This is a genomic window from Streptomyces acidiscabies (assembly GCF_020010905.1).
In the GTDB taxonomy this organism is placed as follows: Bacteria; Actinomycetota; Actinomycetes; order Streptomycetales; family Streptomycetaceae; genus Streptomyces; species Streptomyces acidiscabies.
The window spans coordinates 3,219,690-3,245,843 of the sequence record NZ_JAGJBY010000002.1 but is presented as its reverse complement, the minus strand read 5'-3'; the positions used below and the strand labels follow the sequence as shown (position 1 = coordinate 3,245,843).

Here is a 26,154-nt window from a genome sequence, read left to right as displayed (position 1 = left end):
CGGGAGAACCGAAGAGGAAGGAGCACGAAGTGGCAGAGCTCATCGCAACACCGCCTCGGGTCCGAAGCGGCCTCCTGATGGCGGTGACGGAACTGACCGCCGTCCACGACCGCTACGACAGCCTCCGGTCGGACAACGCCGGAAGCTCCGGTGACTCGCCGTGGCCCGGTGGCGACGGCAACCTGCACGACGGCGAGTAGCCATGAATCGGTGAGGGCCGGCGCGGTCGACTGTGCTGGCCCTCACCGTGCCCGAACCACCTGGTCAATTCCATGGAGGAGCACGATGGAACATCAGTTGATCAGCGCCATCGAAACAGCGCTCGGCTGGAACGGAGCGGAGGAACTCGGCAGAGGCTTCGTTCGCGGGAGCATGGACGACCTCGGCCTCGTCTCCCGCATCATGACGCCGAACCGGCTGCTCGACATCGCGATGCGCCGGAGCCTGAACCGCCCGCAGTTCCGTTGCTTCCAGAAGGGCGAGGAGGTTCATCCGGCCATCTACTACACCGACAGCGTCAGCCCCAGGGGCCAGAGCATCTCCATGGTGAACATGCGCAGCCTGGGCAGGCTCCTGGGCGAAGGCGCCACCGTCATCATGGACCAGGCCAACGTCTTCGACCCCACCATGGAGGTCACCTGCCGGGCCCTGCAGTGGTGGTCCCACGAGCGGGTGCAGGTCAACGCCTACCTGACGACGAACGACGCCGCCGGCTTCCCTCTGCACTGGGACGACCATGACGTCATCATCGTCCAGCTGGCCGGCGAGAAGGAGTGGGAAGTGCGCTCGACTTCCCGCAAGGTCCCGATGTACCGGGACGCCGACCCCAACACCGCACCGAGTGACCAGATCATCTGGTCCGGCGTGATGCGCACCGGCGACGTCATGCACATCCCGCGAGGCCACTGGCACCAGGCGACCCGGACCGGCAGCGGCTCCGGCAAGAGCCTCCACGTCACCTTCGGCATCACCAAGCGCACCGGAGCGAGCTACCTCACCTGGCTGGCCGACTGGTGTCGCGAGCAGGAGCTCTTCCGCCACGACCTCGACCGGCGGCACGGCACCGGCGACGACGCCCTCGTCACCGCTGCCGCCGAACTGGTCAGCAAGCGTTCTCCGGCCGACTACCTGGCCGCGTACGAGCAGGAGGCAACGCTGCCGCGGCACGTGCCGTTCCTCGGCATACTCGGACCGCTCGACGCCGTGGTCTGCACCACTCGCTTCCGTCCACAGATTGTGGAAAACGGCGACACCGTCGACGTCGTGGCCTCGGGGAAGAGGCTGACGCTCGCGGCCAAGGCCCTGCCCGCGCTGCGTCTCCTGACCAGTGGCCGGCCGGTCGACCTGGAACAGGCCGCCGCCATTGTCGGCACCGAGGTGACGGAGGTCGCCGAGATCCTGGTGAAGGAGGAGCTGTGCGCGGTACTGACCCCCGAATTGTCCTCGGGCTACACCGGTCTCGTCACGAACGCCGTCTCCTGACCGGAGCACTCGACCTCGGCGTCACCGCACTCGACACCAGCACCAACTACCTCGGCTTTCGCTCGCATCAGGTCCTGGCACAAATGGCCGGCGACCTGCTGCCGAAGTTCTCGGTCTCCACCAAGGTCGGCTACTTCCCGACTCCGGGCTCGGCGGAACATTCGCTGGACCCGATACGGCTGCGAGCGGCGACGGAACAGGCGGCCAAGGACCTCGGGCGGGAACCGGACCTGGTCTTCCTCCACAACCCGGAACAGTCGCTCCGGACCGCCGGCGCCTACCACCAAACCGTGCTGATGCAGGCATGCGAGACACTCGACGAGGCTGCGGCCAAAGGACTGTGCGCCGCCTGGGGCATCGCCTCCTGGGACCCGTCGCCGCTGCTGAGCCTGATCGACGGCACCAGCCCGAGGCCGGCCGTTCTCATGGTCCGCGCCGGCCTCCTGGTCGGAGCCAGAGCCCTGGACGCCGCAGAAAGCCTCACGAAAGCCTGGGGCCCGAACAAGATCACGGTCTGGGGGATGAGCCCGTTCGGAGGCAACACCAGCGACTCCGTCTGGAACCGGATCGACACCCGCATCTTCCTCCAGGACGGCAGCCGACTGTCCCAAGTGCAGGCGGCGTTCAGAGCCGCCTACCACCTGCCGCAGGTCGACGCCGTTGCCGTGGGCACCGACGAGCCAGCCCATCTCGGCGAACTCATCGGCGCCCTGGCGGGCCAGGTCGAGGAACAGACCGTCGAGGAGTACCGGAATCTCCTCCGCGACCACTCGCCGGGTCAGCCGGCCTGAAGCTCCGTGATGACCTGCTCGGCCATCCGCCGGGCAGGTTCCAGCCGAGGGTCCTCCGGATGCGCGTACGGCCCGAGAATCTTCGAACAGACGAACAACGTCATCAGCTTGCCGTCCCGGCTCTCGAAGTCGGCCCGTCGCTCGTGCCGTACGCGGTCAGCCAGAGCCGGGACAGCGAGCGAACTCGCCCACAAGTTGGCCGAGTCCAAGCCCAGCGGGGCGTTGCCCCAGTCCTCCCAGTCGAAGACGTTGAACGTTGGCGCGGTCGTGTTGGCCCAGTTCAGATCGGCGTGGGCCGGCACCCAGCGCTCGACGGTCGTGTCGAAGCCGCCGGAGAAGACACCGCGGATGGCCTCGGTGACAAGGGCCTGCGTGATGGTCTCGCTATCCGGGGTAGCGACTCGCCTTGTTTCCTGAGCGGCCAGGGCGTCCAGCGAGGCATTCAGGGCCGCCCACCAGTCGTCCCCCAGCTCTGGGGCTTCGCTCAAGATGGCATTGCCAACAGGAGCCGCCAGCAGCAGCTCGGTCTCATCGGCTCGCCACATCGCCGACGCGTCCTGGTCCCGCCAGACCACGCAGCCATGCCAGACGGGCTGGGCGATACCTTCCAGACGGGCGGCTGCCTCCGTACCGTTCCACCCCTGGTCGGAAATCTTGGCGAGCAGACGCCGCTCGACCCGCACCCAGGTGTCACGGTCCGTCCGGGCCCCGACTGACCGCCGCTTGCGCACCAACGAACCTGGAAGCAGGCGCACTTGAAGAGCCCGCTCGATGCGATCCAGAACCTCGTCAACCGACTGCACCCGAAGATCGACAGCCTGACCCGTAGAGACCGAGAGCGTCATGAGCGCGACCGTAGCAGCGGTGCAACCGGAGGTGCACACAACTGATGGATCAACCTCACATATTCAGCTACGGCGGTTACTCGCCCGTGAACTGACGCCCTGACAGCTGAAGGGCGCCTCCCACCTGCGATGATCTGGACTGTCGAGATCATGAACGCCGCGAGGAAGAGGCACCCAACAGGTGAAGACTACCTGCTGGGACTACCGGCTCGGCATGCGGACCGACGGCAAGAACCTGATCGGGCACGCCGGGATGATGCTGCTGCGCAAGCTCGCCGACCGCCTCCGCCTGGCCGCCGCGTTGAGCGCGGCGCTCTCCAGGGCTACGGGACCGGGATGGCGGGACAGGGGCACGGCACTGGTCCAACTCGCGTGCGCGATCGTGCTCGGCGCGCGGAACTTCCTGGAAGCCGAGCAACTCCATCACCACCGGCGGCCCCTGTTCCGCAGGCCGGCCTCCTCAGGGATCTGCGGCTACCGGAGTGGCCTCCGCGCCTTGTAGAGCGCGTGTCTTCTGGGTGGACACGGCCGTTCGGTACATCGGCCACGGCCCGCTGGGGTAGCCGTGCGGGCATCCGGACCGCCTTGGCTCACAGCCCGGACGTGCGGCCGGGTTCTCGGGCATCCGCGCCTTCATCCCGATCCGATTGCCCCCACTGATCACGTCCTGAAAGATCAGAGCCGAAGTCCCGGAACACCAGATCATCTGGTCATCGACACCGGGCAGCTTGTTCCGCAGCTCCCTCAGCAGAAACGGACGCCTCGCCGGAACTCGATACACAGAGTGTCCGTAGGCGTGCATGGCGCAACAGAATAAAGGGCGTTGACGCCCGCGAGCTCCGCATCTTATCCGCCATACGGGTGACGACCAGACCCCGGCACCCGGTCACACCATACCCACGGGCCAGGACAGCGAGCATGACAGGACGGAACCACTTCCCCCTCGGAACCGGCTGGCCGAACATGCCCCGAGAGGAGCACGTGCGGGGACGAGAGCGGAGCGACGTCGCTCGCTACCGGCGCTGCGCCCTGCTGCTCACTCTTCCGGACCCGTTCCGGTGGGCGGCCCTCGCATCTACCGCGGAGGACGCGGGCGCACGCCAACTCGCGCCATGCCGCGCCATGTTGACGGAGATGCCGGCTCCTTGCATCCTGGGGAGATAGGCGTTTGACATATGCCAGAAGCACCCACATGGGTGATATAGGACTTTTTTGCGATTCCCCTGTCATGCGCCGGTACGTCGTGCACTATGAGCGTCACAAGCATTACCGTCCGCTTTCAGTGTCGAGGAGCGAGTGTGGTCCAGCAGGTGGCGGGCGCCGACGAGCCCGGCGATGGCGGCGGCCAGAAATCCAGCCGCCGGGTGCGGTACCTCCAGGACGAGGCCGCGCCTTCCGCACCCCGTATGGTGCTGGGGGACGCGCTGTGCAAGCAGCGCGAAGCTCTCGGCCTGCAGCAGCAGGAAGTAGCCTTCCGGCTGGGCTTGTCACGTTCGAAGGTCAGCCGGATCGAGAGCGGTCACGTCCGCTCCAAAGAGCGGGATCTGAACAGCCTCTTCGCCCTGTACGAGATCCATGATCCGCGCGAGCAGACCATGCTTCGCTCACTGGCACAGGATGCCAGCAAGCCGGTGTGGTGGCAGCGGTGGTCCTCGGTTGCGCCACGGTACCTGCAAGCCGTGGTGAGTTTCGAGGACATGGCCCAGCGCATCAGGTCCTACGAACCCCAGTATCTTCACGGCTTGTTGCAGATCCCGGAGTACTCGCGGGCGCTGATCGAGCGGTCGTCCGCTCCGCAGGACCGCCATGAGGCGCTGGCGGCATTACGTGCGGAGCGCCAGACCAAGTTCGCCTCGGTGCCGGGCAAGAGGCTCATCTGTGTCATCGACGAGGTGGCGCTCCGGCGCACGGTCGGGTCGCCGGAGATCATGCGCCGGCAGGTGGAACACCTGATCCAGCTGGAGGGCAATCCCCAGTACCAGCTCCGGCTCGCCGAGCTCGGCCGCTGCAACCTGCCCGTCGAGCTGGGGTCGACCACCATCTTCGACTTCGCCGAGCGCGTGCTGCCGACCCTCGTCTACGAGGAGGGCTTCGATGCCGGCCTGATCATCCAGGACGAGGAGTCGGTGGACCGGCGCGCGAAGGTGTTCGACGCGCTGCGCGTCGGCTCTCTGACGCCGCCGAAGACGGTGCAGCGACTGAAAGACCTGCTGACGTCCAACTACTACCGCTGAAAGCTGACGGGTGCCCCCCGGTGCGGGCGCACCCGTCAGGGCTTGCGGGCGACGCCCGCGTACAGGGCGACGGAGGCGTCGCCGACCAGGCTCGGTCCGCTGGCGGGTTCGGGGTGCCAGCGGTGGGCCACCACCACGCCCGGGTCGGCCAGGAGCAGGCCGTCGAAGAAGCGCACGACGTCCGCCCTGGTGCGGACCTGGGCCGGGGTTCCTCGTCCCTTGTAGGCGTCGGTGACGGCCCGCCAGGTGCTGGGGGCGAAGTCGCCGGTGTAGTGGGTCAGGCTGAGGTACGAACCGCCGGGCAGCCGGTCCATGAGGTCGGCGACCAGGCTGTAGGGGTCCTGGTCGTCAGGGATGAAGTGGAGCAGGGAGTGGAGACTCAGCGCGATTGGGCGGGTGAAGTCGATGATGCCTTCGCCTTCCACCGTGGCGAGGAGGCCGGCGGGATCCGTGATCTCCGCGTACACATAAGCGGTTCGCCCTTCAGGGGTTCCGTCCAGGAGTGAGTCGGCGTAGACGAGGACGATCGGGTCGTTGTCGACGTAGACGACTTTGCATTCCGGTGCGACGTCCTGGACGATGTCGTGGGGGTTGGGTGCGTGGGGGATGCCGGTGCCCACGTCGATGAACTGGCGCACCCCTTGCCGGGCCAGGTGGCGCAAGGCGCGGTGCATGTAGGCCCGGTTGACCTGTACTGAGGTCTCGATCGTGGGGAACAGCTTCTTGATGGCCTCGGCTGCTTCTCTGTCGACGGTGTAGTTGGTCTTCCCGCCGAGGTAGTAGTCGTACATGCGTGCGCTGTGGGCTCTGCCTTGTCCTAAGTCCGTGCCGTCCCGTCCAGGTACGGGCTGATTGCCCACGGTGGCCCTCCCAAGTAGTCGGCACCCCCACTGCCCCGTGCCGGGGATGCACTTGCATTATTCCCATGCTTACTGACCGGTTATAGGCTTTGTCCAGGGCTGAACGACCTTCTTCCCTTCGCGCCACAACGACGCCGCGAAGTGAACGCTCCGCAGGTCAGAAGCCAGCCAAGGTAGCAGAGGGCTCACTCCCGGCCACCCTCATTTGCTGAAGCACAGGATGCTTTTGATGGCGGTCGACCGGTTTACATCACCCCTCGATCCAGGGCGGCCATGAAGAATCCTGCGGATTCTTCGGACACCGCGAGCACGGGCCCGTGACGGCTCTTCGAGTCACGGAAGAGGAGGCGCCCGTCGCCCGGCCGCACGACTTCCACGCATGCCCCATTGGGGTTGCTCCACGAACTTTTGCGCCATTGCAGGCCGACCTGACGTCGGCCGCCCGGGTCTCGGCGCGGTACACCCACAGATCTCCTCACCAGCCACCTTCCAAGGTGAACGAACTCTCCGTCATCGGCATGCAATTGCATCTTGTCCGACCAGGAGAGGTTCACCGCCAGGCCGGGCACCTATGCGACCTTAAGAGGAAAATGTCTTGATTCTGCCGCTAGTCGCGTGCAAGTGCAGCAACAGCGGAGGCGTGTTCATCGCACTGTCAGACCGTCCCACGGGGCTACCCATTCATCTACGGGACTCTCGTGCATGTGTCCGAGTCAGGTGTGCGAACTCGGTGCGGCAGCGGCACCGACCAGGCAAGAAGCGGAAGCCCGCATCGGCTCCGGCCCTCCGCGGCAACCGGAGCGGACAGTCCAACGAGGGTGAAACCTGCGGCCCTTGAGGCCCTTACGGCGAAGCCTGACACCCAGACAAGGAGAGCGGATCGGACACGTTCCGCATACCGTCGTTCGCGCTCAGCCACCACGCTGAGCGGCATCAGGACCCCGGATCAGGAATGACGGCCTCAACCGGGGCCCCGTGTCGACGACTCTCGAAGGAGAACGCGTTGAGGGCTTCCCCCCGACGACGGCACCGCAAACCACGCCACGCCCGTCCTCGCGCCACCGTCCGGGCCCGGCTGTGCAGGCGCTGCCTGCCCGACTTCCTGGAACTCGTGAGCGCCCCCAGTGGATGGCTGCTGTTCCTTCAACAGCCCGGCCACTGGCTGAACACCACAGGATCGATCGCCCTCCTGAGCCTGGGGCTGGCACGCCGCCACGCCCGCCACCGCTCCGACCGGCCTCGCATGTGACACCCCTGCCGTCTGGGCGCTGCCGACCCGCAGCGCCCAGACGCACACCCAACCCCCTTCCGCCGGAGTTCTCCATGCCCGATTCCCGCCACTCCGCTCCGAGCAATTCGGCGCACATCGGCCTCGTTCTGGAACAGATCTGCCGTCAAGCCCGCCTGACGCCGCGCACTCTGGCCCACAAGACCGGCACCGCCCCCGGATACGTCATCGAAGTCCTCGCCGGCAGGAACTTCCCCACCAGAAACTTCACCGTCAGGTGCGCTCAGGCATGCGGGGCAGACACCCAGGTCCTGATCAAGATCTGGGACGACGAACGGGCCCGCGCCACTCCCCGCGCACACACCTCGACGGACAACCGGCAGTCCCGGACCGAAGAGCCATGACGAGCCTGCCAGCCAATGTGCCCGACACTCCACAATCCCGCATTCCCGTTCCGACATGAGCAAGGGAATCAGCACCGACACACACGCACCAAGATCCGGACCATACACGGGCCAACGTCACCACCCCGACTCAGCCCTCCACCGTTTCTGCTGGTCAGCGCAGTATCGAGCCTGTACCACCAACAGACCAAGAAGCTGCTCACAACACCGCACCTCACCACCAACAGCCTTCGCCGAAAGGGGCCCATTTTATTGAGGATCGCCGGTTAGCCAAACCGGCGATCCTCGTGACGATAGAAACTCCGCCAACACACCTACGTCCACCGTGCCGAAGCACCCCATCCCCGACCCACCACTCATAGCCCGCCTTCGCCCTCATCTCGCATCCATCAGACGGCACTCGCCCCGCGGCACGACACTCTTCTCCGCTGGGACACACCTGGTATGAGTGCCCACCAGTTCCAGCAGCTCACCCCCGCTCTCAGGAACGTTCTGCTGGCTGCCGCAGGCACACATCCTGGCCTTCCCCTTGTATTTCCCGCCCTCCACAAACACGCCTCGCACAGAATCGCACGCTCCTGACCCCCACCCCTATTTCCGTACATCCCGCACCCGACGAGTCCTCAGCCACGGCCGCCACCGACACCGCTCTCCTGAGCGGGACTTGGCTAACCACCGAGACACTCGCGCTCCTCCTGAACATCGATCCCTCGACCCTGCGCCGCTGGCGCACCGCCCGCCCTCCCCAGGGCCCGCCCTTCGTCCGGCTCTCCGAACGCGTCGTCATGTACAGCGACCACGACGTCGAGACCTGGCTCCACCAGCACCGCACCACACCGGGCACCGCCGCCTGATGGGTCACACCACAGCCATCCCCATCGGTGTCCGGCTCTCCCCCACCGTCGAGTTCCGCCCCGACCGCCCCACCCCCTACCGCGCCCGCGTCCGCTGGTTCGACCCCACCACCAAGAAACGCGACTCCATCTCCGTAGCCAAGGCCACCGAGGACGAGGCCAACGACTGGATCCAGGAGATGGAAGAGGCCGCAGAGGCGGGTATCACTCCCCGCCTCGCGACCATGGCGCTGACCGACTACGGCAACACCAACATGGAACTCGCCCTGCGCGGGCTCGAACTCAAGACCCACGACCCCTACCTCGCCGGCTGGCGACGCCGCGTCATCCCCTCCCTCGGCCACCTCCCCGTCAAACGGATCACCAACGGCGCCGTCGACCGCACCGTCCACGGCTGGATCGCCGACGAACACAGCCAGTCAACCGTCAAGAACAGCCTGGCCGTCCTCGTCCGTGTCATGGAACAGGCCGTCCGCGACGGCCTCATCACCATCAACCCGGCCCGTATCACCGGCTGGCAGGCCCAGTACAAGAAGGCCGAGGACGAACTCGACGACCCCCGCGCCCTCGCCCTGCCCGACTGGACCACCCTCGTCCGGCTCGCCAACGCCCTCGTCGAACGCTCCCACGACCAGTACCAGGGCTGGGGCGACGTCGTCCTGTTCGCCGCGTCCACCGCCGCACGCATCGGCGAAGTCTCCGGTGTCCGCGTCGGCGACATCGACCCCGCCACCTGGATCTGGACCGTGCGCCGCCAGACCACCCCCGGGCCCGGCGGCCTGATCGACAAGAACACCAAGGGCAAACGCGCCCGCCAGGTCCCCCTCATCGAGGAGATCCGCCCCCTCGTCGCCGCACGTCTCCTCGCCGCAGGCCCGAACCCCGACGCCCGCCTGTTCACCGGCCCACGCGGCGGACGCATCTCCACCGCCGTCCTGCGCGACGCCACCCACTGGGACGACGTCGTCACCACCCTCGGCCTCGAACATCTGCGCCGCCACGACCTGCGCCACACCGGACTGACCTGGTTCGCCGACGCCGGCGTCCCCGTCCACGTCCTCCGCAAGATCGCCGGACACGGCTCCATCACCACCACCCAGCGCTACCTCCACCCCGACCTCCGCCAGATCACCGCCGCCGGCGCCGCCCTCACCGCCCACCTCACCTACCTCCGCGCACCCACCACCCTCCCCGTCCTCCCCGCAAGCCCCCGACACGCCCGCTGACCCCACCCCGCCACCCGCTGGTCCCCAAAAACGATCAAGAGGCCCTGCCGGGTCCCACCGGCAGGGCCTCTGGCCTGCAAGTTTTCGACCCGCCACGGCAGCCCTTCAGCTCATCCATGCCACCCTGGTCCCCAAAACAGGTCCCCAACCAGAGCGGCACATGCGTTCGCTCACTTCAACGAGGCCACTGAGTTCCTGCCGGGATCGCGGCTCCCGTCAAGCCTGAGACGATCACGGTCCGCCGCCCCCTTCGGATCCCTCCGGCAACTGACGAGGACGTGGAGGGCTGTGGTGACGCAGTGGTGGTCACGGCCCGCACGCGGGATGCGGCGGTGCCGTGTCCGGTGTGCCGGACGCCGACGGCGAAGGTGCACGGGTATCACCGCCGGACGGTGACGGACGTGCCGGTCGACGGCCGCCCGGTTGTCGTCCACCTGCGGGCACGGCGGCCGGTCTGTCCGGTCCGGGCTGCCGACGGCTGACCTTCCGCGAGCAGATTCCTGGACCGCTGGAACGCCATCAGCGCCGCACGGTGCGCCTCGCCCGGCAGATATCCCGGGCAGCGCGGGAGTTGTGCGGTCGGGAGGCCGCCCGCCTGCCCACCCCGCTGGACGCTCTCGTCGACGAACTCGTCGCCACCCGCAGGTCACCGGGAAGCGGTGCCCTCTACGAGGAGTCCATCTGGCTGTTCCCAGGGCACCGCCGAGGGCTCCCGCTGACCGAAGGCGCCCTCGCCCGGCGTCTGCACGCCCTCGGGATCACCCCACGGCACAGCCGGAACACCGCTCCGTTCGCGCTCGCGGCCGAACTCCCCGCAGCGATCCTGGCCAAGACCTTGGGACTCCATATCCAAAGCGCGGTCCAGTGGCAGAAGATCGCCGCCGGTGACTGGAACTCCCACGCCGCCGACGTCAGCCGGCGCACGAGGACCTGACCCCGAGGCATTCGGACAGTTCCAATACCCGACTCCACCATTAGAGGCCATCCGCCGCGCCCTGCCCCACGCGGTACAGGTCAGCGACCGATGGCTCCTCTGGAGAAACCTCTGCGACAAGGTCCGGCTCGAGGTCCGCGCGCACACCGGATGCCGGGCCACCATCAACCCAGCCCGCCCCGGCGGAGTACGCGAGCAGACCACCCTCGAACGCTGGAACAAGATCCACGGCCTCCTCGGCCAGGGCGTCGGCCTCCTCGACTGTGCCCGCCGCCTCGGAGTGGCCCTGAACACCGTCAAACGCTACGCCCGCATGCTCAGGCCCCAGGCTCTGCGCATCGCCCCCGCCTACCGGCCCACCCTCGTCGCCCCCTACCTCGACCATCTGCGCACCCGCCGTGCGGCCGAACCGGCAGTTCCTGTCACCCACCTCCTCGAAGAGATCCGGGAGTTGGGCTGCACCGGCAGCGCGAACCTCCTGGTCCGCTACCTCAACCAGGGCCGCGCCGAAGGCGACCGCCCCGTCACCACCCCACGTCACGCCAGCCGCCTCCTGCTCACCGATCCCGAAAACCTGCGTCCAAAGGAAACGCCTCTGCTGGAGAAGATCGCCGCGGCCTGTCCGGAGACGACCGCACTCGCCGATCTCGTACGCGGCTTCACCACCCTGCTGAAACCGGCCGAGGGCAACGACGTGAAACTCACCGGGTGGATCACGGCCGCCCGCACCGTCGACCTACCCCACCTGCGCAGCTTCACCAACGGCCTCGAAATCGACCGGCCCGCGGTGAACGCCGGCCTCGCCTTGCCCCACCACAACGGACGCGCCGGATTCGACCTCCTACCACCGCATCCTCCTGCCCTGACAGACACCCAACGTCAACACCGACTACGGGCCAGAGCCAACACCGTGACGCTCCCCTTCGCTCCCCTCGCACACCAGCCCGGCCGCACCTCCCACCAGACTTCCTTCCAGGCCCCTGACAGGTCCCCCTGCCATCTGGTCCCCAAATGGTCCCCAAGAACGATCGAGGGGCCTTGCCGGATCTCTCCGGCAAGGCCCCTGACCTGCGACTATCTAAGTCGGGACGACAGGATTTGAACCTGCGACCCCTTGACCCCCAGTCAAGTGCGCTACCAAGCTGCGCCACGTCCCGGTGCGGTCCGCGCGGTCGGTGACCGCGTGAACACGCAGGTAAACCTTACCGCACGGGAGCGGGTGCCTTCGTCGGCGCGGAGTGCAGCGAGGGGCGGGAGGAGCGGGCCGCCGGCACCAGGAGCGCCGCGAGGGCCGCCGCGAGGCAGAGCAGGGCGAGCAGGGTGAAGCCGTGGGTGTAGCCGCTGCCGTACGGGAGCCCGGACGGCTGGAGGCGGCCGGTCACCAGGACGCTCGTGACCGCCGCGCCGATCGAGCCGCCGATCGTACGGATGTTGGCGTTCATGCCCGTGGCCGCCCCGGTCTGCGCCGGCGGCACGCTGGCCACGACGATGTTCGCCATGGACGAGAACGCGAGCCCGATGCCGAGGCCGAACACGCCTGCGACGAGGGCGACTTGCCACTGTGTGTCGTGCCAGAGCGCGAGGAAGCCGAGGGCGAGGGCGCCGAGTCCGGAGCCGGTGACGAGGAGGGCCTTGGAGCCGACGCGCGGCGCGAGGCGTCCGCTGAGCAGGCCGGAGACGAACATCGCGAGGAGCATCGGCAGCATCAGGAGACCGGACGCGGTGACGCTGGCGCCGAAGCCGTACCCGGCGCTGGACGGCGTCTGGACGAAGCCGGGCAGGAAGGACCAGATCGCGTACATGCCCGCGCCGAACAGCAGGGCGGCGAGGTTGGTCGTCCACACGGCGGGCAGCCGCATGATCTTCAGGTCGATGAGGGGGCTCGCGGCGCGGGACTCGGCGTACAGCCAGGCGGCGGCGAGTACGGCGGCGAGGCCGAGGAGTCCGAGGACGCGGGCCGAGCCCCAGCCCCACCTGCCAGCCTGGCTGAGCGGCAGCAGGAGCGCGACGAGCCAGCCGGACAGCAGGACGGCGCCGAGCCAACTGACCGTGCCCGAGGCCCTGTTGGGCGATTCGGGGACGTACCGTACGGCGATCAGTCCGGCCCCCGCGACGATCGCGACCGGTATCCAGAACAGCCAGCGGTAGTCGAGCGCGGAGACGATCGGCCCGGCGGCGACCATGCCGACGCCGCCGCCCGCGGCGATGACGGCGGACAGGGTGCTGATGCGCCCGGGCACGGCCTCGGGGGCGAACTCGTCGCGGATGATGCCGAAGGAGAGCGGGAAGAGCGCGCCGCCGATGCCCTGGATGACGCGGGCGACGATGAGGACGCCGATGGTGGGGGCGAGCGCGGCGAGCAGGCAGCCCACGAGGACGGCGGCCAGGACGGCGACGAGCGTGCGCTTGCGGCCGATCAGGTCGCCGACGCGGCCGAGGATCGGGGTGAACACGGATGCGGAGAGCAGGTACGCGGTCATCACCCATGTCACCGTCGACTGAGAGGTGTGCAGGGCGTGTTGCACGGTCGGCAGGGCGGGTGCGATGAGCGACTGGAGCATGGCGAACACACCCGCGCCTGTCGCGAGGACCGCGAAGGTGAGGCGGGAGGACGTGCGAGGCATGGAGGACCTCTCGGGCGAGAAGCGCTGGTAAAGTGGAGGTACGCCTCCACTCTACTGGAGGGAACCCTCCGCTTCAAGGCGTTCCGGAGATGAACCTCCGCTTTCGCCGAACCGGCCCCGGGAGGCCACCGTGACCGCCCACTCGTACCCCATCGCCGAGATCGTCGCCGCCCAGCGCCCGCACCGTAAAGACGCGGCCCGCAACTACGACGCCCTGCTCACCGCCGCGCGCGAGGCGTTCGCGGAGCACGGCTCCGACGCGTCCCTGGAGGACATCGCGCGCCGCGCGGGCGTCGGCATCGGCACGCTCTACCGCAACTTCCCCACCCGCCGCGCCCTGTTCGAGAGCGTGTACGCGAACGAGGTCAACGCCCTGTGCGAGACGGCCGAGGAGGTCTCCGGCCTCCCGCCGTGGCCCGCGGTCGTCACGTGGCTGGAAGCCTTCACCGCGTACATGGTCACCAAGCGCGCGGTGCGCGAGGCGCTGGAGAACGAGTCCGAGATCTTCGACGCCTGCCGCGAGTCGCTGTACGCGTCGGGCGGCCCGCTGTTCCTGCGCGCCCAGGAAGCCGGCGAGGCCCGCGGTGACATGGAGTTCGGGGACCTGCTGAGACTGGTCGCGGGGGTCACCGCCACCCACTTCCCGAGCGACGCGCAGCGCGAGCACGTCCTGTCGATCGCGCTCGACGGAGTCCGCAAGACCGCCTGATCCTTTCCTGGTCACACCGAGATCGCTACATGGAATTTCCGCCGCGGTCATCAACGGCCCTGATTCCGGGGGCCGTTTCGGACATGCGCGGCCATCCGAGCGCATTTCCCGCCACCATCCGTGTTTCGGCGGCGTGAGCCCGGCGTGAACGGCGCCCGCGCGCACCACGATTGGTCCATTTTCCGCCCTGCTGCCCCCTGACCTGCGTCTGACCGAATCGGTTCGACGGCCGGTCAGGGGGCAGCGCGGTTATTGACCCGCGAGTAATAACCGCACTACCTTTCCAGCGTTTCACGCACTCGCGCCGAAAGACGGACCGGCGTTTCCCCGGTGAGCCCTGCCCAAATGGCGTGGCCGGGGAAGCCGTTGTCCGGCCCTGCCGTTTTCCGCTGCTGTCCCCGCACCCCCCACTGTGCAGTTTCCTCCTCGAAGCGTTGATTCTGGAGAGACATGACGCCCGCTGTGCGCCCCGAGGACATGATCATCGGCATCACTCCCTTCGGCAGGCCCGACGCCTTACTCGCCCTCGCCCTCGCCCGGTCCGGCGCCCTCGGCATCCTCGACCTCGGCGACGGCGACCGCACGGCACGCGAGGCCCTGGAGCGGGTACGGCGGGCGCCGGTCGGGGTACGGATAGGCCCGCACTGCCGGTTGACCCCGGCGGACCTGCCGGACCTGCCGGACCGCGAACTGACCATCGTCCTTGCCGCCGGCCGCAGTTGGGCGGCTTCGAGCCACCACCGGGTCCTCGCCGAGGTGACCGACCTCGCACAGGCGCGCGCGGCCATCGCCCGCGGCGCCCACGGCCTGATCGCGCGCGGCTCCGAATCCGGCGGCCCCGTAGGCGAGTTGAGCACGTTCGTGCTCCTCCAGCAGCTCCTGTCCGAGGTCGACGTACCGGTGTGGGCCGCCGGCGGGATCGGACCGCGTACGGCCGCTGCGGCGGTCGCCGGCGGCGCGGCCGGGGTCGTCCTGGACTCCCAGCTCGCCCTGTTGGCCGAATCGTCACTCCCCGACCAACTCGCCGCTCTCGTCCGGACGTTGGACGGCTCCGAGTCGACCGTCACGGACGGCGTCCGGGCCGTGGAACGCCGGGGCGTACGGCTCCCGGTGGGCCAGGACGGCTTCCTCGCCGCCCGGTTCGCCGACCGGTGGGGCGATGTACACGGCACGGTACGGGAGGTGAGCGGCGCGGTGCGCTCGGCCCTGTGCGACGGCGGCCTCGTCCGGACACTGGGCCCGGACTCGGCGATGAGCCGGGCACTCGGCACCCAACTCCCCGTCGCGCAGGGCCCGATGACGCGGGTGAGCGACCGGGCGGCGTTCGCGGCGGCCGTGGCCGAGGAAGGGGCGCTGCCGTTCATCGCGCTGGCTCTGGCGAACGGCGAGCGGTCGCGGGCGATGCTCGCGCAGGCCCGGGAGGCGGTGGGCGAACACCCTTGGGGCGTGGGTGTGTTGGGCTTCGCGCCGGAGGAACTGCGCGCCGCCCAGCTGGAGGCGGTACGGCTGTCCCGGCCGACCCACGCGATCATCGCGGGCGGACGTCCGTCCCAGGCACGGGCGTTGGAGGAGGCCGGCATCCGGACGTTCCTGCACGTGCCGTCGCCGGAGCTGCTGCGGCAGTTCCTCGACGCGGGCGCCCGGCGGTTCGTGTTCGAGGGCGCTGAGTGCGGCGGTCACGTCGGTCCGCGCGCCGCGTTCCCTCTGTGGGAAGCCCAGTTGGCGGTCCTGGAGGACTTCGGGGACGTCTCGGACGTGGAGGTGTTCTTCGCGGGCGGGGTGCACGACGAGCGGTCGGCGGCGATGGTCGCGGCGCTCGCGGGCCCGTTGAGCGCGCGGGGCGCGGCGGTCGGCGTCCTGATGGGGACGGCGTACCTCTTCACGGAGGAGGCCGTCGGCCAGGGCGCCATCCAACCCCTGTTCCAGGAACGGGTGTTGGAGGCCGGGGCGACGACGCTGCTGGAGTCGGCGCCGGGTCACGCCACCCGCTGCGTGCCGAGTCCGTTCGCGGACGGCTACCGCGAGGAGGCGGCCCGGCTGCGGGCGCGGGGCCTGCCCGAGCGGGAGGTGTGGGAGCGGCTGGAGCGGCTGAACGTGGGCCGGCTGCGCATCGCCAGCAAGGGGGTCGAGCGCGACGAGGACGGGGCGCTGGCGTCCGTGGACGAGCAACGGCAGCTCGCCGAGGGGATGTTCATGGCCGGGGAGGTGGCCGTGCTGCGTTCCCGTACGACGACGATCGCCGCGCTGCACGCCTCGGTGACGACCGGCGCGATGGCCTTCCTCGCCGAACGGGTCTCGCCGCGCACGGCAGTCGAGCCGCAGGCACCGGCGCCGCTGGACGTCGCGATCGTCGGCATGGCCTGCATGTTCGCCGGGTCTCCCGACCTCCCCTCCTTCTGGGCGAACGTCGTCGCGGGCGTCGACGCGGTCACCGAAGTCCCCCCGGAGCGCTGGGATCCCGCCGTCCACCACGGCACGTCCACCGACTCCAAGTGGGGCGGCTTCCTGCCGCGCATCCCCTTCGACCCGCTGCGGTACGGCATCCCGCCGACCTCCCTCGGCAGCGTCGAGCCGGTCCAGCTGCTGTCCCTTGAGGCCGCCCGGCGCGCGCTCGACGACGCCGGATACGGCGACGGGGGGCGGGAGTTCGACCGCTCGCGCACCTCGGTGGTGTTCGGCGCGGAGGCGGGCAGCGACCTCTCGAACGCGGCGACCGTACGCTCCGTCCTGCCCTCGTACTACGGCGAGGTCCCGCAGGCGCTGGACGGCCAGCTCCCGCGCCTCACCGAGGACTCGTTCCCCGGCATGCTCGCCAACGTCATCTCGGGCCGTATCGCCAACCGCCTCGACCTCGGCGGCGCCAACTACACGGTGGACGCGGCCTGCGCGTCCTCGCTGGCGGCGGTGGACGTCGCCTGCAAGGAACTGCTGTCCGGGACGAGTGACGTCGTCCTGTGCGGCGGCGCCGACCTGCACAACGGCATCAACGACTTCGCCCTGTTCTCCTCCGTCCACGCCCTCTCCCCCACCGGCCGCTCCCGCGCCTTCGACTCCACCGCCGACGGCATCGCGCTCGGCGAGGGCGTCGCCTGCGTCGTCCTCAAGCGCCTCGCCGACGCCGAGCGCGACGGGGACCGGATCTACGGCGTCGTCAAGGGGCTCGGCTCCTCCAGCGACGGCCGCTCCCTGGGCCTGACCGCACCCCGGCCCGAAGGCCAACGGGCCGCGCTGGAACGGGCGTACCGGAACGCGGGGGTGTCACCGGCCGAGGTCGGGATCGTGGAGGCGCACGGTACGGGGACGGTCGTCGGGGACCGGACCGAACTGTCCATCCTCACCGAGGTGTTCGGCGACGCGGGCGCCGAGCCGGGGAGTTGTGTGCTCGGGTCGGTCAAGTCGCAGATCGGGCACACGAAGTGCGCGGCCGGGCTGGCGGGGCTGATCAAGACGACGCTGGCGCTGTACACGGGGGTCCGGCCGCCGACCCTGCACGTGCAGGCCCCCAACTCGGCCTGGAAGGAAGGGGAGAGCCCCTTCGCGCTGTCGTCCGAGGCCCGGCCCTGGGACGGTCCGGCGGCCCAACGGATCGGCGGGGTCAGCGCGTTCGGGTTCGGCGGGACCAACTTCCATGTGGTGCTCGCCGCTCATGACGAGGGGGTGCGGGGGGCCGAGGAGTGGCCCGCCGAGCTGTTCCTGTTCCGGGGGCGGGACGTGGCGTCCGCGCGGCGGGGGGTGGAGGAGCTGCTGAAGACGGCCGAGGGGCCGTGGCGGCTCCGGGACCTGGCGCTGAGTGCGGCGCGGCGGGCGGACGCGAGCGAGGAACCGGTGCGGTTCGCGGTGGTGGCGTCGGATGTGGAGGAGTTGACGCGGGAGCTGCGGGAGGCGCTGGAGGGGGCGGACGCGAGCACGGCGCCCACGCCGGAGGCGGACAGCAAGGTCGCCTTCCTCTTCCCCGGCCAGGGCAGCCAGCGCCCCGGCATGCTCGCCGACCTCTTCATCGCCTTCCCCGGCCTCCGCCACTACCTGGACCTGGGCAGAGCCCACGCCCCGACGATGTACCCGCCCGCCGCCTTCGACGACGCCGGACGCGACCGCCAGAAAGCCGCCCTGACCGACACCCGCGTCGCCCAACCCGCCCTGGGCATCGCCGGGTTGGCGGCGTACACGTTCCTCACGGCCGCCGGGGTCCACCCCGACATGGCGGCCGGACACAGCTACGGCGAACTGGTCGCCCTCTCCGCGGCCGGGGTCATCTCCCCCGAAACGCTGCTGGAGTTGAGCGGCGAGCGGGCGTCGGCGATCCTGGCCGCCGCCGGGGACGACCCGGGCACGATGGCGGCGGTGTCGTCCGACGCGGCGACGGTCGCCGACGTCCTCGGCGAGGCGGGCGACGTGGTGCTCGCCAACCTCAACTCGCCGGACCAGACGGTGATTTCGGGCCCCACGGAGGCTGTGGCCGAAGCCGTACGGCTCCTGCGCGAGGCCGGGCTCACCGCGCGCCGTATCCCGGTCGCCTGCGCCTTCCACAGCCCCGTCGTCGCCGACGCGGGCCCCCGGTTCGCCACGTCACTCGCCCAACACGCCTTCCACGCCCCGGAGTTCCCGGTCTGGGCCAACCGCACGGCGGCCCCCTACGGCGACGGCCCCGATGCGGCCCGCGCCGAACTGGCCGCCCAGATCGGCTCCCCCGTCCGTTTCGCCGACCAGATCGAGGCCATGTACGAGGCCGGCGCGCGCGTCTTCGTCGAGGCCGGGCCGGGGTCGGTGCTGACGCGGCTGGTCGGGCAGGTGCTCGGAGAGCGCCCGCACCGGACGGTCGCCTGCGAGCCGCGCCACGGCAGCGGACTGCGGGGCTGGCTCGACGCGCTCGCTCAACTCGCCCTCGCCGGGGTGCCGGTGCGGGCCGGGTGGCTGCTGCGCGGGCGCAAAGCGGTGGACGCGGTGCGGACACCGGCGCCGAAGCAGCCCGGTTGGACGGTCGACGGACAGCTCGTGCGGACCGCCGACGGCAAGCCGGTGGCCGGTGGACTGACACCGGCCCGGCGTGTGGCACAGCTGCCGGGCTCCTCAACTTTCCCCCTGTCCCTGGATTCCTCGGAGGCGAACGTGACGACGAACCCCCATCAGGGTCAGGACGCCCTCATAGCGGAGTTCCTGCGGACCAGCCGGGAGATGATCGCGGCCCAACGGGACGTGCTGCTCACGTACTTCGGGGCAGGGGCGGGGGCGGTGGAGAGACCGGCGGCTCCACCCATGCCGATCCTGGAGGCAACTCCCGTACCGCAGCGACCTGTTGAGGCGGCCCCCGTCGTCACCCCGGCCCCGGCCCCGGCACCGGAGGCCGTGGACGTCGGCCAAGTTGTCCTCGACATCATCAGCGAACGCACCGGCTACCCCGTCGACATGATCGAGCCCGACCTCGATCTGGAGGCCGACCTCAGCATCGACTCCATCAAACGGGCCGAGATCGCGGGCGAGTTGGCCCGCCGCCTCGGCGGCTCGACCGACCTCGCGGGCCTGGCGGACGACGAGTTGGAGGAGCTGACGAAGGCGCGTACGGCCGCCGCCGTGACCGACTGGCTCACCTCGCGCCTGTCGGGACCGGTGGCCGCCGAGGAACCCGTGCAGGCAGAGGAACCGGTGACCGGGCAGGCGCCCAAGCGGCTCGTCCTCCAACCCGTCCTGCTCGACACCGGCAACCACCCGGCGTCCCAACTCGCGGGCACTCACTGGGTGTTGCTCGGCGACGAAGGCACCGACATCGCCGACCGGCTGACAGCGCACGGCGCCGAGGTCACCGTCCAGGACATGGAGCACCTCCTCACCGAGGCCGACGGTCCGGTGGACGGCGTGATCTATCTGGGGGCGGCCGACGGTGTGCCGGTGTTGCCGGACGCCTTCGCGGTGCTGAAGGCGGCGCTGGCCCGGGAGCCCAAGTGGCTCTTGGCGGTGCGGCCGGTGGACGGGGACGCGGTGGGGCTGCGCGGGCTGTTCCGGAGCGCGGCGCGGGAGTACCCGGGGACGGTGGCGCGGGTGGTGGACGTCGACGAGGACGTGGCGGACACCGTGATCGGCGAGATCCTGGCCGACGACACGTCACCTGCCGTGGTGTGGAGGGCAGTCGGTCGGCACGGGTTCGAGCTGGCCGAGGCGCCGCTCGGGGCGCTCGGGAGCACCGGGGCCGGTCCCGCCGGGGACGGGGTCGCGGAGGCCGCCGCGCTGGGGCTCGACCGGGACGCCGTCGTCCTGCTGGCGGGCGGGGCGCGGGGGATCGCCGCGCAGTGCGCCGTGGCGTTGGCGCGGGCCTCGCGGTGCCGGCTCGAACTGCTGGGCCGTACGCCCGTACCGGACGGTCCGGAGGAGCAGGCGACGGCCGCCGCGCGCACCCCGGCCGAGCTGCGGGCCGTCCTGGCCGCGCGGGGCGGCAGTCTCGCGGAGGTCAACCGGGAGACCGAACTCCTGCTCGCGCAGCGGGAGATCAGGGCGACGCTGGCCGAACTGACCGCTCTGGGCAGTGCCGTTCGGTACCGGAGTGTCGATTTCCGGGAGTCCGAGGCCGTGTTGCAGGCGGTGAAGGAGATCCACGCCGAGCACGGGCGGCTGGACGGTGTGGTGTACGCGGCCGGGGTGATCGAGGACCGGCTGATCGCCGAGAAGAGTCCGGAGTCGTTCCGCCGGGTGTACGCGACGAAGGCGCTGGGCGCGCACGCGCTGCTGACGGCGTTGGAGGAGCTGCCGGGCGGACCGGGGTTCACGGTGCTGTTCGGGAGCATCTCGGCGGTGCTGGGCAATCGGGGGCAGGTCGACTACGCGGCTGCCAACGACGCGCTGGAGGCGCTGGGTTCGGCGTGGGCGGCGCGTACGGGGTTGCGGGCGCTGACCGTGCACTGGGGGCCGTGGGCGCCCGACACCGCCCACGGGGGCATGGTGGGGCCGGAGTTGGCGCGGGAGTACGCGCGGCGCGGGGTCGCGCTGATCGATCCGGAGGAGGGAACGGCGGCGCTGCTGCGGGAGTTGGCGTGGGGCGATCCGTCGCTCACGGCGGTCGTGCACACGGCGTCGGGCTGGTGACGGGGTGGACCTCAGAGGCCCCGAAAACGCCGTTGATCCGACTGACCGTCAAGCCCAGGGCGGCCGTCCGGCCGAGGGTGCCGTCGGTCGTCAAGTCCCGGTCGCCATCGTGGGGATGTCCGTGCTGTTCCCCGGCGCCCCCGACCTCGACACCTACTGGCAGAACCTCCGCGACGGCGTCGACGCGGTCGGTGAAGTGCCCGCCGGCCGCTGGGACGCCGACTACTACCGTCCCGGCACCGCCGCAGAACCGGCCGTCGCGGACCGCGTGTACTGCCGACGCGGCGGGTTCGTGGACGGGCTCGCCGAGGTGGAGGTGACCCGGTTCGGGATCATGCCGACGTCGGTCGCCGGCACCGAACCGGACCAGCTCATCGCGCTGCACGTGGCCGCCGCCGCGCTGGACGACGCGGGCGGGACCGCTCGCCTGCCCGACCGGCAGCGGGTCGGCGTCGTGCTGGGCCGGGGCGGTTATCTCACTCCCGGGCTGGTCCGGCTCGATCAGCGGGTCCGGACGGCGGGCCAACTCGTGCGCACACTCGGCGAGTTGCTGCCCGACCTGTCCGCCGGGCAACTCGACCGCGTACGCGAGGCGTTCACCGAGCGGCTCGGGCCCGACAGTCCGGAGGCGGCGATCGGGCTGGTGCCGAACCTCGCCGCGTCGCGGGTCGCGAGCCGTCTGGACCTGCGCGGACCGGCGTACACCGTGGACGCGGCGTGCGCGTCCTCGCTGGTCGCCGTCGACCAAGCGGTGGGCGAACTGGCGTCCGGGCGCTGTGACGTGATGCTGGCCGGGGGTGTCCACCACTGCCACGACATCACGTTGTGGAGCGTCTTCTCCCAACTCCGCGCCCTCTCCCCCAGCGAGCGCATCCGCCCCTTCCACCGCGACGCGGACGGCATCCTCATCGGCGAGGGCACCGGCGTCGTCGTCCTCAAGCGGCTGGCCGACGCCGAACGCGACGGCGACCGGGTGTACGCCGTGATCCGGGGCACCGGCATCTCCAGCGACGGGCGCGCGTCGGGCCTCGTCAACCCCGACCCCGGCGGACAGGCACGCGCCGTACGCCAGGCGTGGCGGGCCGCCGGTCTCGACCCGTCGGAGCCCGGTTCGCTGGGGCTCCTCGAAGCGCACGGCACGGCGACGCCCGCCGGTGACGGGGCCGAACTCGCCACGCTGGCCGAGGTGTTCGGCGGGCCTCTGGACGACGGGGGCGCGGTCATCGGGTCGGTCAAGTCGATGATCGGGCACGCGATGCCGGCCGCCGGGGTCGCCGGGCTGGTGAAAGCCGCGCTGGCCATCCATCACGGGATGCTGCTGCCGACGCTGCACTGCGACGATCCGCATCCCGCGCTGGCGCGGACCCGGTTCAGGCCGCTGGAGAAGGCGGAGCCGTGGGAGGGGGAGGTGCGGCGGGCGGCGGTGAACGCGTTCGGGTTCGGCGGGATCAACGGGCATGTGGTGCTGGAGTCGCCAACTCGCGGGCATATCAAGGGCGTTGCCGTCGGAGTTGTCCCGGAAGTGAAGGGGGCCGCTCAGGCCAAGGTCACCGAAAGCGAGCGCATCCTCCTCCTCGCCGCCGATTCCCCCACCGCCCTCGCGGCACTTCTGGACGCCGACGACACCACTGTTCTCGCCACCGGCCTCGACCCCGCCCGCCCACACCCCACCGCAGGCCCTGCCCGCCTCGCCATCGTCGACCCCACCGCCAAACGCCTCACCCTGGCCCGCCGCGCCGCCGCCAAGTCCCGCCCCTGGAACGGCCGCAGCGACGTGTGGCTCCGGCCTACTCCCTTGCTCGGCAGGGACAGCGGAAAGACCGCCTTCCTGTTCCCCGGCCTCGAAGTCGACTTCACCCCGCACGTCGACGACATCGCCGCCCACTTCGACCTCCCCGCTCTCCCTACCCCCGGCGAGCAGGTCGACGACGTCGGCCGGCACGGCTTCGACGTGGTGACCGTCAGCCGCCTCCTGGACTCCGCCCTGCGCCGCAGCGGCATCGTCCCCGACGCGGTCGCCGGGCACAGTGTCGGCGAGTGGACGGCGATGGTCGCGTCGGGCCTGTACGACGGGGCCGAAGTCGACGCGTTCATGGCCGAGTTCGACCCCGCCTCGGTGACCGTCCCGGGCCTGGCGTTCGGCGCGATCGGCGCACCGGCCGGACAAGTCCTGGACGCGATCAGCGAGTCGGGGCACGGCGACATCGTTCTCTCGCACGACAACGCGCCCAGTCAGTCCATGGTGTGCGGCCCGGACGCGGCGGTCGAGGAGTTCGTCCGCGCCTTCCGTGCCCGAGGTGTCATCAGCCAGGTCCTGCCGTTCCGTTCGGGCTTCCACACGCCGATGCTCCGCCCCCACCTCGCCCCCATCGAACAGGCCGCGAACCGCTTCCGCCTGCACCCGCCGACGGTCCCCCTCTGGTCGGGCACGACGGCCTCCCCCTTCCCCGAAGACCCGGACGCGATACGGGCGTTGTTCGTCCGCCACCTCCTGGAGCCCGTCCGCTTCCGCCAGTTGGCCCAGTCCCTGTACGACGCCGGTCACCGCGTCTTCGTCCAGGTCGGCCCCGGCCGCCTCGGCTCCCTCGTGGACGACACCCTCGGCACCCAGGACCACCTCACGGTCGCGGCCAACTCCCCGCACCGCGACGGCCTTCCCCAACTCCGCCGCGTGGCAGCGGCGTTGTGGGCGGCAGGGGCGAAGGTGGCCCCGGCGCTCCCGTCCCCAAACCGCCAGGCACTCCCGCCCCTACGCCCCTCGGCCGACCGGCCCACGGCAGCTCCCGCACGCCCCCAACCCGCCCCCATACGCCTGGACTTGAGCGGCGCCCTCGTCTCACTCCCGCCCGAGGCCCGCCCGGTCCTGCGCCCAGCCTCAAACCACACAGCCTCGGACCGCCCAGCCTCGGACCGCTCAGTCTCCGACCCGCTGGACGCCATCGCCGCCGACCTGCCGATCGCCGCCGAACTCAGCGCGCTCCTGAGGGAGACGGCCGACACGGCGACCGCCCTGATGACGGCCCGAGCCACCCCACGGCAAAGCACCACCCCGCAGCACACCACGGTCCACGTCTCCCCCGACACCATGCCCTACCTCCTGGACCACTGCTTCTTCCCCCAACGCCCCAACTGGCCCGACGTCTCCGACCGTTGGCCAGTGGTCCCCGCCACCACGATCGTCCAGCACATCATGGACACGGCCGCCCAAGCCCGCCCCGGTCTCCTCCCCGTGGCCGTCCACGACGCCCGCTTCGAGGAATGGCTCACCGCCACACCAGCCGTGGACGTCCCGGTGACCGTCACCCCGCAGACCACGAACCGCCTGGCGGTCTCCTTCGGCCCCCGCGCCCGCGCGACCGTGGAACTGGCCCCCGCCTACCCGCACCCCGCCCCTCGCAGCACACCCCCCACCCCGGAACGCGCCCCCGACCACACAGCGGCCCAACTCTACGAAGAACGCTGGATGTTCCACGGCCCGGCATTCCAGGGCGTCACCGAACTCACCGGGATCGGCGACCGCCACGTCCGAGGCGTCATCACCACCCCACCGGCCCCCGGCGCCCTCCTGGACAACGTCGGCCAGATCCTCGGCTACTGGATCATGGCGACCCGCACCGAGCGCACGGTCGTCTTCCCGGTCGGCGTCCGGGAGATCCGCTTCCACGGCCCCCACCCCTCCCCCGGCACGCAAGTCGCCTGCCTGGTAAGGATCACAGCGCTCACCGACACCGCCCTTGAGGCGGACGTCGAACTCACCGTCGGCGGCAGGCTCTGGGCGAAGATCACCGGCTGGCAGGACCGCCGTTTCGACAACGACCCGCGCACCCGCCCCGTGGAACGCTTCCCGGAACGCCACACGCTCTCCGAACTCCGCCCCGGCGGCTGGACGTTGCTGCACGAGCGGTGGCCGGACCTCGCCTCGCGGGACCTGATCATGCGCAACTCCCTGGCCGGTGTGGAGCGTTCGCGCTACGCCGAGCACGCGCCGCGCGGGCGGCGGCAGTGGCTGCTGGGGCGGATCGCCGTGAAGGACGCGGTGCGCAGGTGGCTGTGGGAGCACGGCGAGGGCCCGGTGTTCCCGGCGGAGCTGCGCGTGGAGAACGACAACCTGGGACGGCCGTACGTCGTGGGCGTGCACGGGCGTGAACTGCCCGCGCTGGACGTGTCGTTGGCGCACTGCGCGGAGGCCGGCGTCGCGATCGTCCGCCCGCACCGGGCGGGACCGGGACCGGGCATCGACATCGAGGAAGTCACCGCACGCACTCCGGAGACGGAGGCCGTCGCCCTCGCTCCGGCCGAACTCCGGCTGCTGGACGGCCTAGTGGGGTCCCGCGCGCTGTGGTTCACCCGGTTCTGGGCGGCGAAGGAGGCGGTCGCCAAGGCCGAGGGGACCGGACTCGGCGGCAGACCATGGGAGTTCACGGTCCTGGACGCCACCCCGGACGGCGATCTGCTGACCGTCTCGGGCCGCCTGGAGCGCGCCTACCCGGTGCACTGCGCACCGGCCGTCAACCCGCCGGGCCTGCCGGCGCGGGAGTACGTCGTGGCCTGGACGACGGGACACGCGAACGAAGAGGAGTACGAGGCCCGATGAACGAGGAAACCGTTCTCGCCGACGTGTCCGGCATGCTCGCCCGCCTCCTGGAGGACGAGTACGGCGTCGACGACGCCGAGATCAACATGGCGACGTCCTTCAACCGGGACCTGGAGCTGGAGAGCATCGACCTCGTGACGCTGGCCGGGCTCCTCCAGGAGCGGTACGGCGAACGGATCAACTTCGCCGAGTTCCTGGCCGGGATGGAGTTCGAGGAGATCATCGAACTCACCGTCGGGCGGCTCGTCGAGTACGTCGTGCTCGGTCTCAAAGCGGCCGAGGAGGGCTGACCCGTGTC

At 70.4% G+C, this 26,154-nt stretch carries 16 protein-coding genes, 1 tRNA gene and 2 pseudogenes; 14 read left to right on the top strand and 5 right to left on the bottom strand.

Translation table 11 applies throughout. The features are described from left to right. The first annotated feature begins 29 nt into the window (after positions 1-29). The 3 genes from J8M50_RS40850 to J8M50_RS40840 all read left to right on the top strand — a co-directional run bounded on the left by J8M50_RS40850 (position 30) and on the right by J8M50_RS40840 (position 2,273). Positions 30-200, top strand: coding sequence for a hypothetical protein (locus J8M50_RS40850; protein ID WP_010356791.1), 171 nt, complete (start codon positions 30-32; stop codon positions 198-200). An 85-nt stretch (positions 201-285) separates the two neighbouring features. Beyond that, complete coding sequence (locus J8M50_RS40845) at positions 286-1,482, top strand: JmjC domain-containing protein (protein ID WP_010356790.1); 1,197 nt, start codon at positions 286-288, stop codon at positions 1,480-1,482. Next, the gene (locus tag J8M50_RS40840; protein ID WP_029184259.1) at positions 1,416-2,273 is read left to right on the top strand and encodes an aldo/keto reductase; all 858 of its coding nucleotides are present in this window, start codon (positions 1,416-1,418) and stop codon (positions 2,271-2,273) included. The genes J8M50_RS40845 and J8M50_RS40840 overlap by 67 nt, the downstream gene beginning before the upstream one ends. On the opposite strand, the gene J8M50_RS40835 is transcribed toward J8M50_RS40840, so the two are convergent. Then, the gene (locus tag J8M50_RS40835; protein ID WP_029184258.1) at positions 2,261-3,118 is read right to left on the bottom strand and encodes a hypothetical protein; all 858 of its coding nucleotides are present in this window, start codon (positions 3,116-3,118) and stop codon (positions 2,261-2,263) included. The two genes, J8M50_RS40840 and J8M50_RS40835, sit on opposite strands and share 13 nt — an antisense overlap. Positions 3,119-3,299: 181 nt before the next feature. Between J8M50_RS40835 and J8M50_RS40830 the strand changes: the two genes are divergently transcribed. Both J8M50_RS40830 and J8M50_RS40825 read left to right on the top strand, forming a co-directional pair. Then, a complete protein-coding gene (locus J8M50_RS40830) occupies positions 3,300-3,620 on the top strand; it encodes a hypothetical protein (RefSeq protein WP_010356786.1) in 321 nt (106 codons plus the stop codon). 796 nt (positions 3,621-4,416) lie between these two features. Further along, positions 4,417-5,352: a helix-turn-helix domain-containing protein gene (locus J8M50_RS40825; protein ID WP_010356785.1), complete on the top strand. Its 936-nt coding sequence runs from the start codon at positions 4,417-4,419 to the stop codon at positions 5,350-5,352. A gap of 35 nt (positions 5,353-5,387) precedes the next feature. Here J8M50_RS40825 and J8M50_RS40820 read toward each other — a convergent pair whose 3' ends face one another. Together J8M50_RS40820 and J8M50_RS40815 are read right to left on the bottom strand one after the other, a co-directional pair. Continuing rightward, positions 5,388-6,212, bottom strand: coding sequence for an SAM-dependent methyltransferase (locus tag J8M50_RS40820; RefSeq protein WP_075692559.1), 825 nt, complete (start codon positions 6,210-6,212; stop codon positions 5,388-5,390). Between the two features lie 245 nt (positions 6,213-6,457). After that, on the bottom strand, positions 6,458-6,742 hold the full coding sequence (locus tag J8M50_RS40815; protein ID WP_078481119.1) for a DUF397 domain-containing protein: 285 nt from the start codon (positions 6,740-6,742) through the stop codon (positions 6,458-6,460). 473 nt (positions 6,743-7,215) lie between these two features. On the opposite strand from J8M50_RS40815, the gene J8M50_RS40810 reads away from it, so the two are divergent. The 5 genes and pseudogenes from J8M50_RS40810 to J8M50_RS50475 form a co-directional block, all read left to right on the top strand. Beyond that, positions 7,216-7,461, top strand: coding sequence for a hypothetical protein (locus J8M50_RS40810; protein WP_141655617.1), 246 nt, complete (start codon positions 7,216-7,218; stop codon positions 7,459-7,461). A 74-nt stretch (positions 7,462-7,535) separates the two neighbouring features. Further along, complete coding sequence (locus tag J8M50_RS40805; RefSeq protein WP_010356783.1) at positions 7,536-7,844, top strand: helix-turn-helix domain-containing protein; 309 nt, start codon at positions 7,536-7,538, stop codon at positions 7,842-7,844. Between the two features lie 853 nt (positions 7,845-8,697). Next, positions 8,698-9,924 carry a tyrosine-type recombinase/integrase gene (locus J8M50_RS40800; protein ID WP_010356782.1) on the top strand — a complete coding sequence of 409 codons (1,227 nt, stop codon included), beginning with the start codon at positions 8,698-8,700 and terminating at the stop codon, positions 9,922-9,924. Positions 9,925-10,229: 305 nt separating this feature from the next. Beyond that, a pseudogene (locus tag J8M50_RS50480) lies at positions 10,230-10,529 on the top strand (transposase family protein); the annotation flags it as partial. A 372-nt stretch (positions 10,530-10,901) separates the two neighbouring features. Beyond that, positions 10,902-11,724: pseudogene (locus J8M50_RS50475) on the top strand (ISL3 family transposase); the annotation flags it as partial. A gap of 217 nt (positions 11,725-11,941) precedes the next feature. Here the strand turns inward: J8M50_RS50475 and J8M50_RS40785 are convergent. Further along, a tRNA-Pro gene (locus J8M50_RS40785) sits at positions 11,942-12,015 on the bottom strand. Between the two features lie 45 nt (positions 12,016-12,060). Further along, positions 12,061-13,482: an MFS transporter gene (locus J8M50_RS40780; protein ID WP_010356778.1), complete on the bottom strand. Its 1,422-nt coding sequence runs from the start codon at positions 13,480-13,482 to the stop codon at positions 12,061-12,063. 130 nt (positions 13,483-13,612) lie between these two features. Here J8M50_RS40780 and J8M50_RS40775 point away from each other — a divergent pair, with 130 nt between their 5' ends. The 4 genes from J8M50_RS40775 (at position 13,613) to J8M50_RS40760 (ending at position 26,146) form a co-directional block, all read left to right on the top strand. Continuing rightward, positions 13,613-14,191 carry a TetR/AcrR family transcriptional regulator gene (locus J8M50_RS40775; protein ID WP_010356777.1) on the top strand — a complete coding sequence of 193 codons (579 nt, stop codon included), beginning with the start codon at positions 13,613-13,615 and terminating at the stop codon, positions 14,189-14,191. A gap of 450 nt (positions 14,192-14,641) precedes the next feature. Continuing rightward, positions 14,642-21,262: a type I polyketide synthase gene (locus tag J8M50_RS40770; RefSeq protein ID WP_010356776.1), complete on the top strand. Its 6,621-nt coding sequence runs from the start codon at positions 14,642-14,644 to the stop codon at positions 21,260-21,262. A gap of 115 nt (positions 21,263-21,377) precedes the next feature. Continuing rightward, entirely contained in the window at positions 21,378-25,856 is a 4,479-nt protein-coding gene (locus tag J8M50_RS40765) for a type I polyketide synthase (RefSeq protein WP_040837455.1), read from the top strand. Beyond that, the gene (locus J8M50_RS40760) at positions 25,853-26,146 is read left to right on the top strand and encodes an acyl carrier protein (RefSeq protein ID WP_010356774.1); all 294 of its coding nucleotides are present in this window, start codon (positions 25,853-25,855) and stop codon (positions 26,144-26,146) included. The genes J8M50_RS40765 and J8M50_RS40760 overlap by 4 nt, the downstream gene beginning before the upstream one ends. Positions 26,147-26,154: the final 8 nt, after the last annotated feature.

Coding starts and splice junctions, on each gene's coding strand:
- J8M50_RS40845 (WP_010356790.1), top strand. CDS start 286: ATGGAACATCAGTTGATCAGCGCCATCGAAACAGCGCTCGGCTGGAAC.
- J8M50_RS40835 (WP_029184258.1), bottom strand. CDS start 3,118: ATGACGCTCTCGGTCTCTACGGGTCAGGCTGTCGATCTTCGGGTGCAG.
- J8M50_RS40815 (WP_078481119.1), bottom strand. CDS start 6,742: ATGCAATTGCATGCCGATGACGGAGAGTTCGTTCACCTTGGAAGGTGG.
- J8M50_RS40805 (WP_010356783.1), top strand. CDS start 7,536: ATGCCCGATTCCCGCCACTCCGCTCCGAGCAATTCGGCGCACATCGGC.
- J8M50_RS40800 (WP_010356782.1), top strand. CDS start 8,698: ATGGGTCACACCACAGCCATCCCCATCGGTGTCCGGCTCTCCCCCACC.
- J8M50_RS40780 (WP_010356778.1), bottom strand. CDS start 13,482: ATGCCTCGCACGTCCTCCCGCCTCACCTTCGCGGTCCTCGCGACAGGC.
- J8M50_RS40770 (WP_010356776.1), top strand. CDS start 14,642: ATGACGCCCGCTGTGCGCCCCGAGGACATGATCATCGGCATCACTCCC.
- J8M50_RS40765 (WP_040837455.1), top strand. CDS start 21,378: ATGTCCGTGCTGTTCCCCGGCGCCCCCGACCTCGACACCTACTGGCAG.
- J8M50_RS40760 (WP_010356774.1), top strand. CDS start 25,853: ATGAACGAGGAAACCGTTCTCGCCGACGTGTCCGGCATGCTCGCCCGC.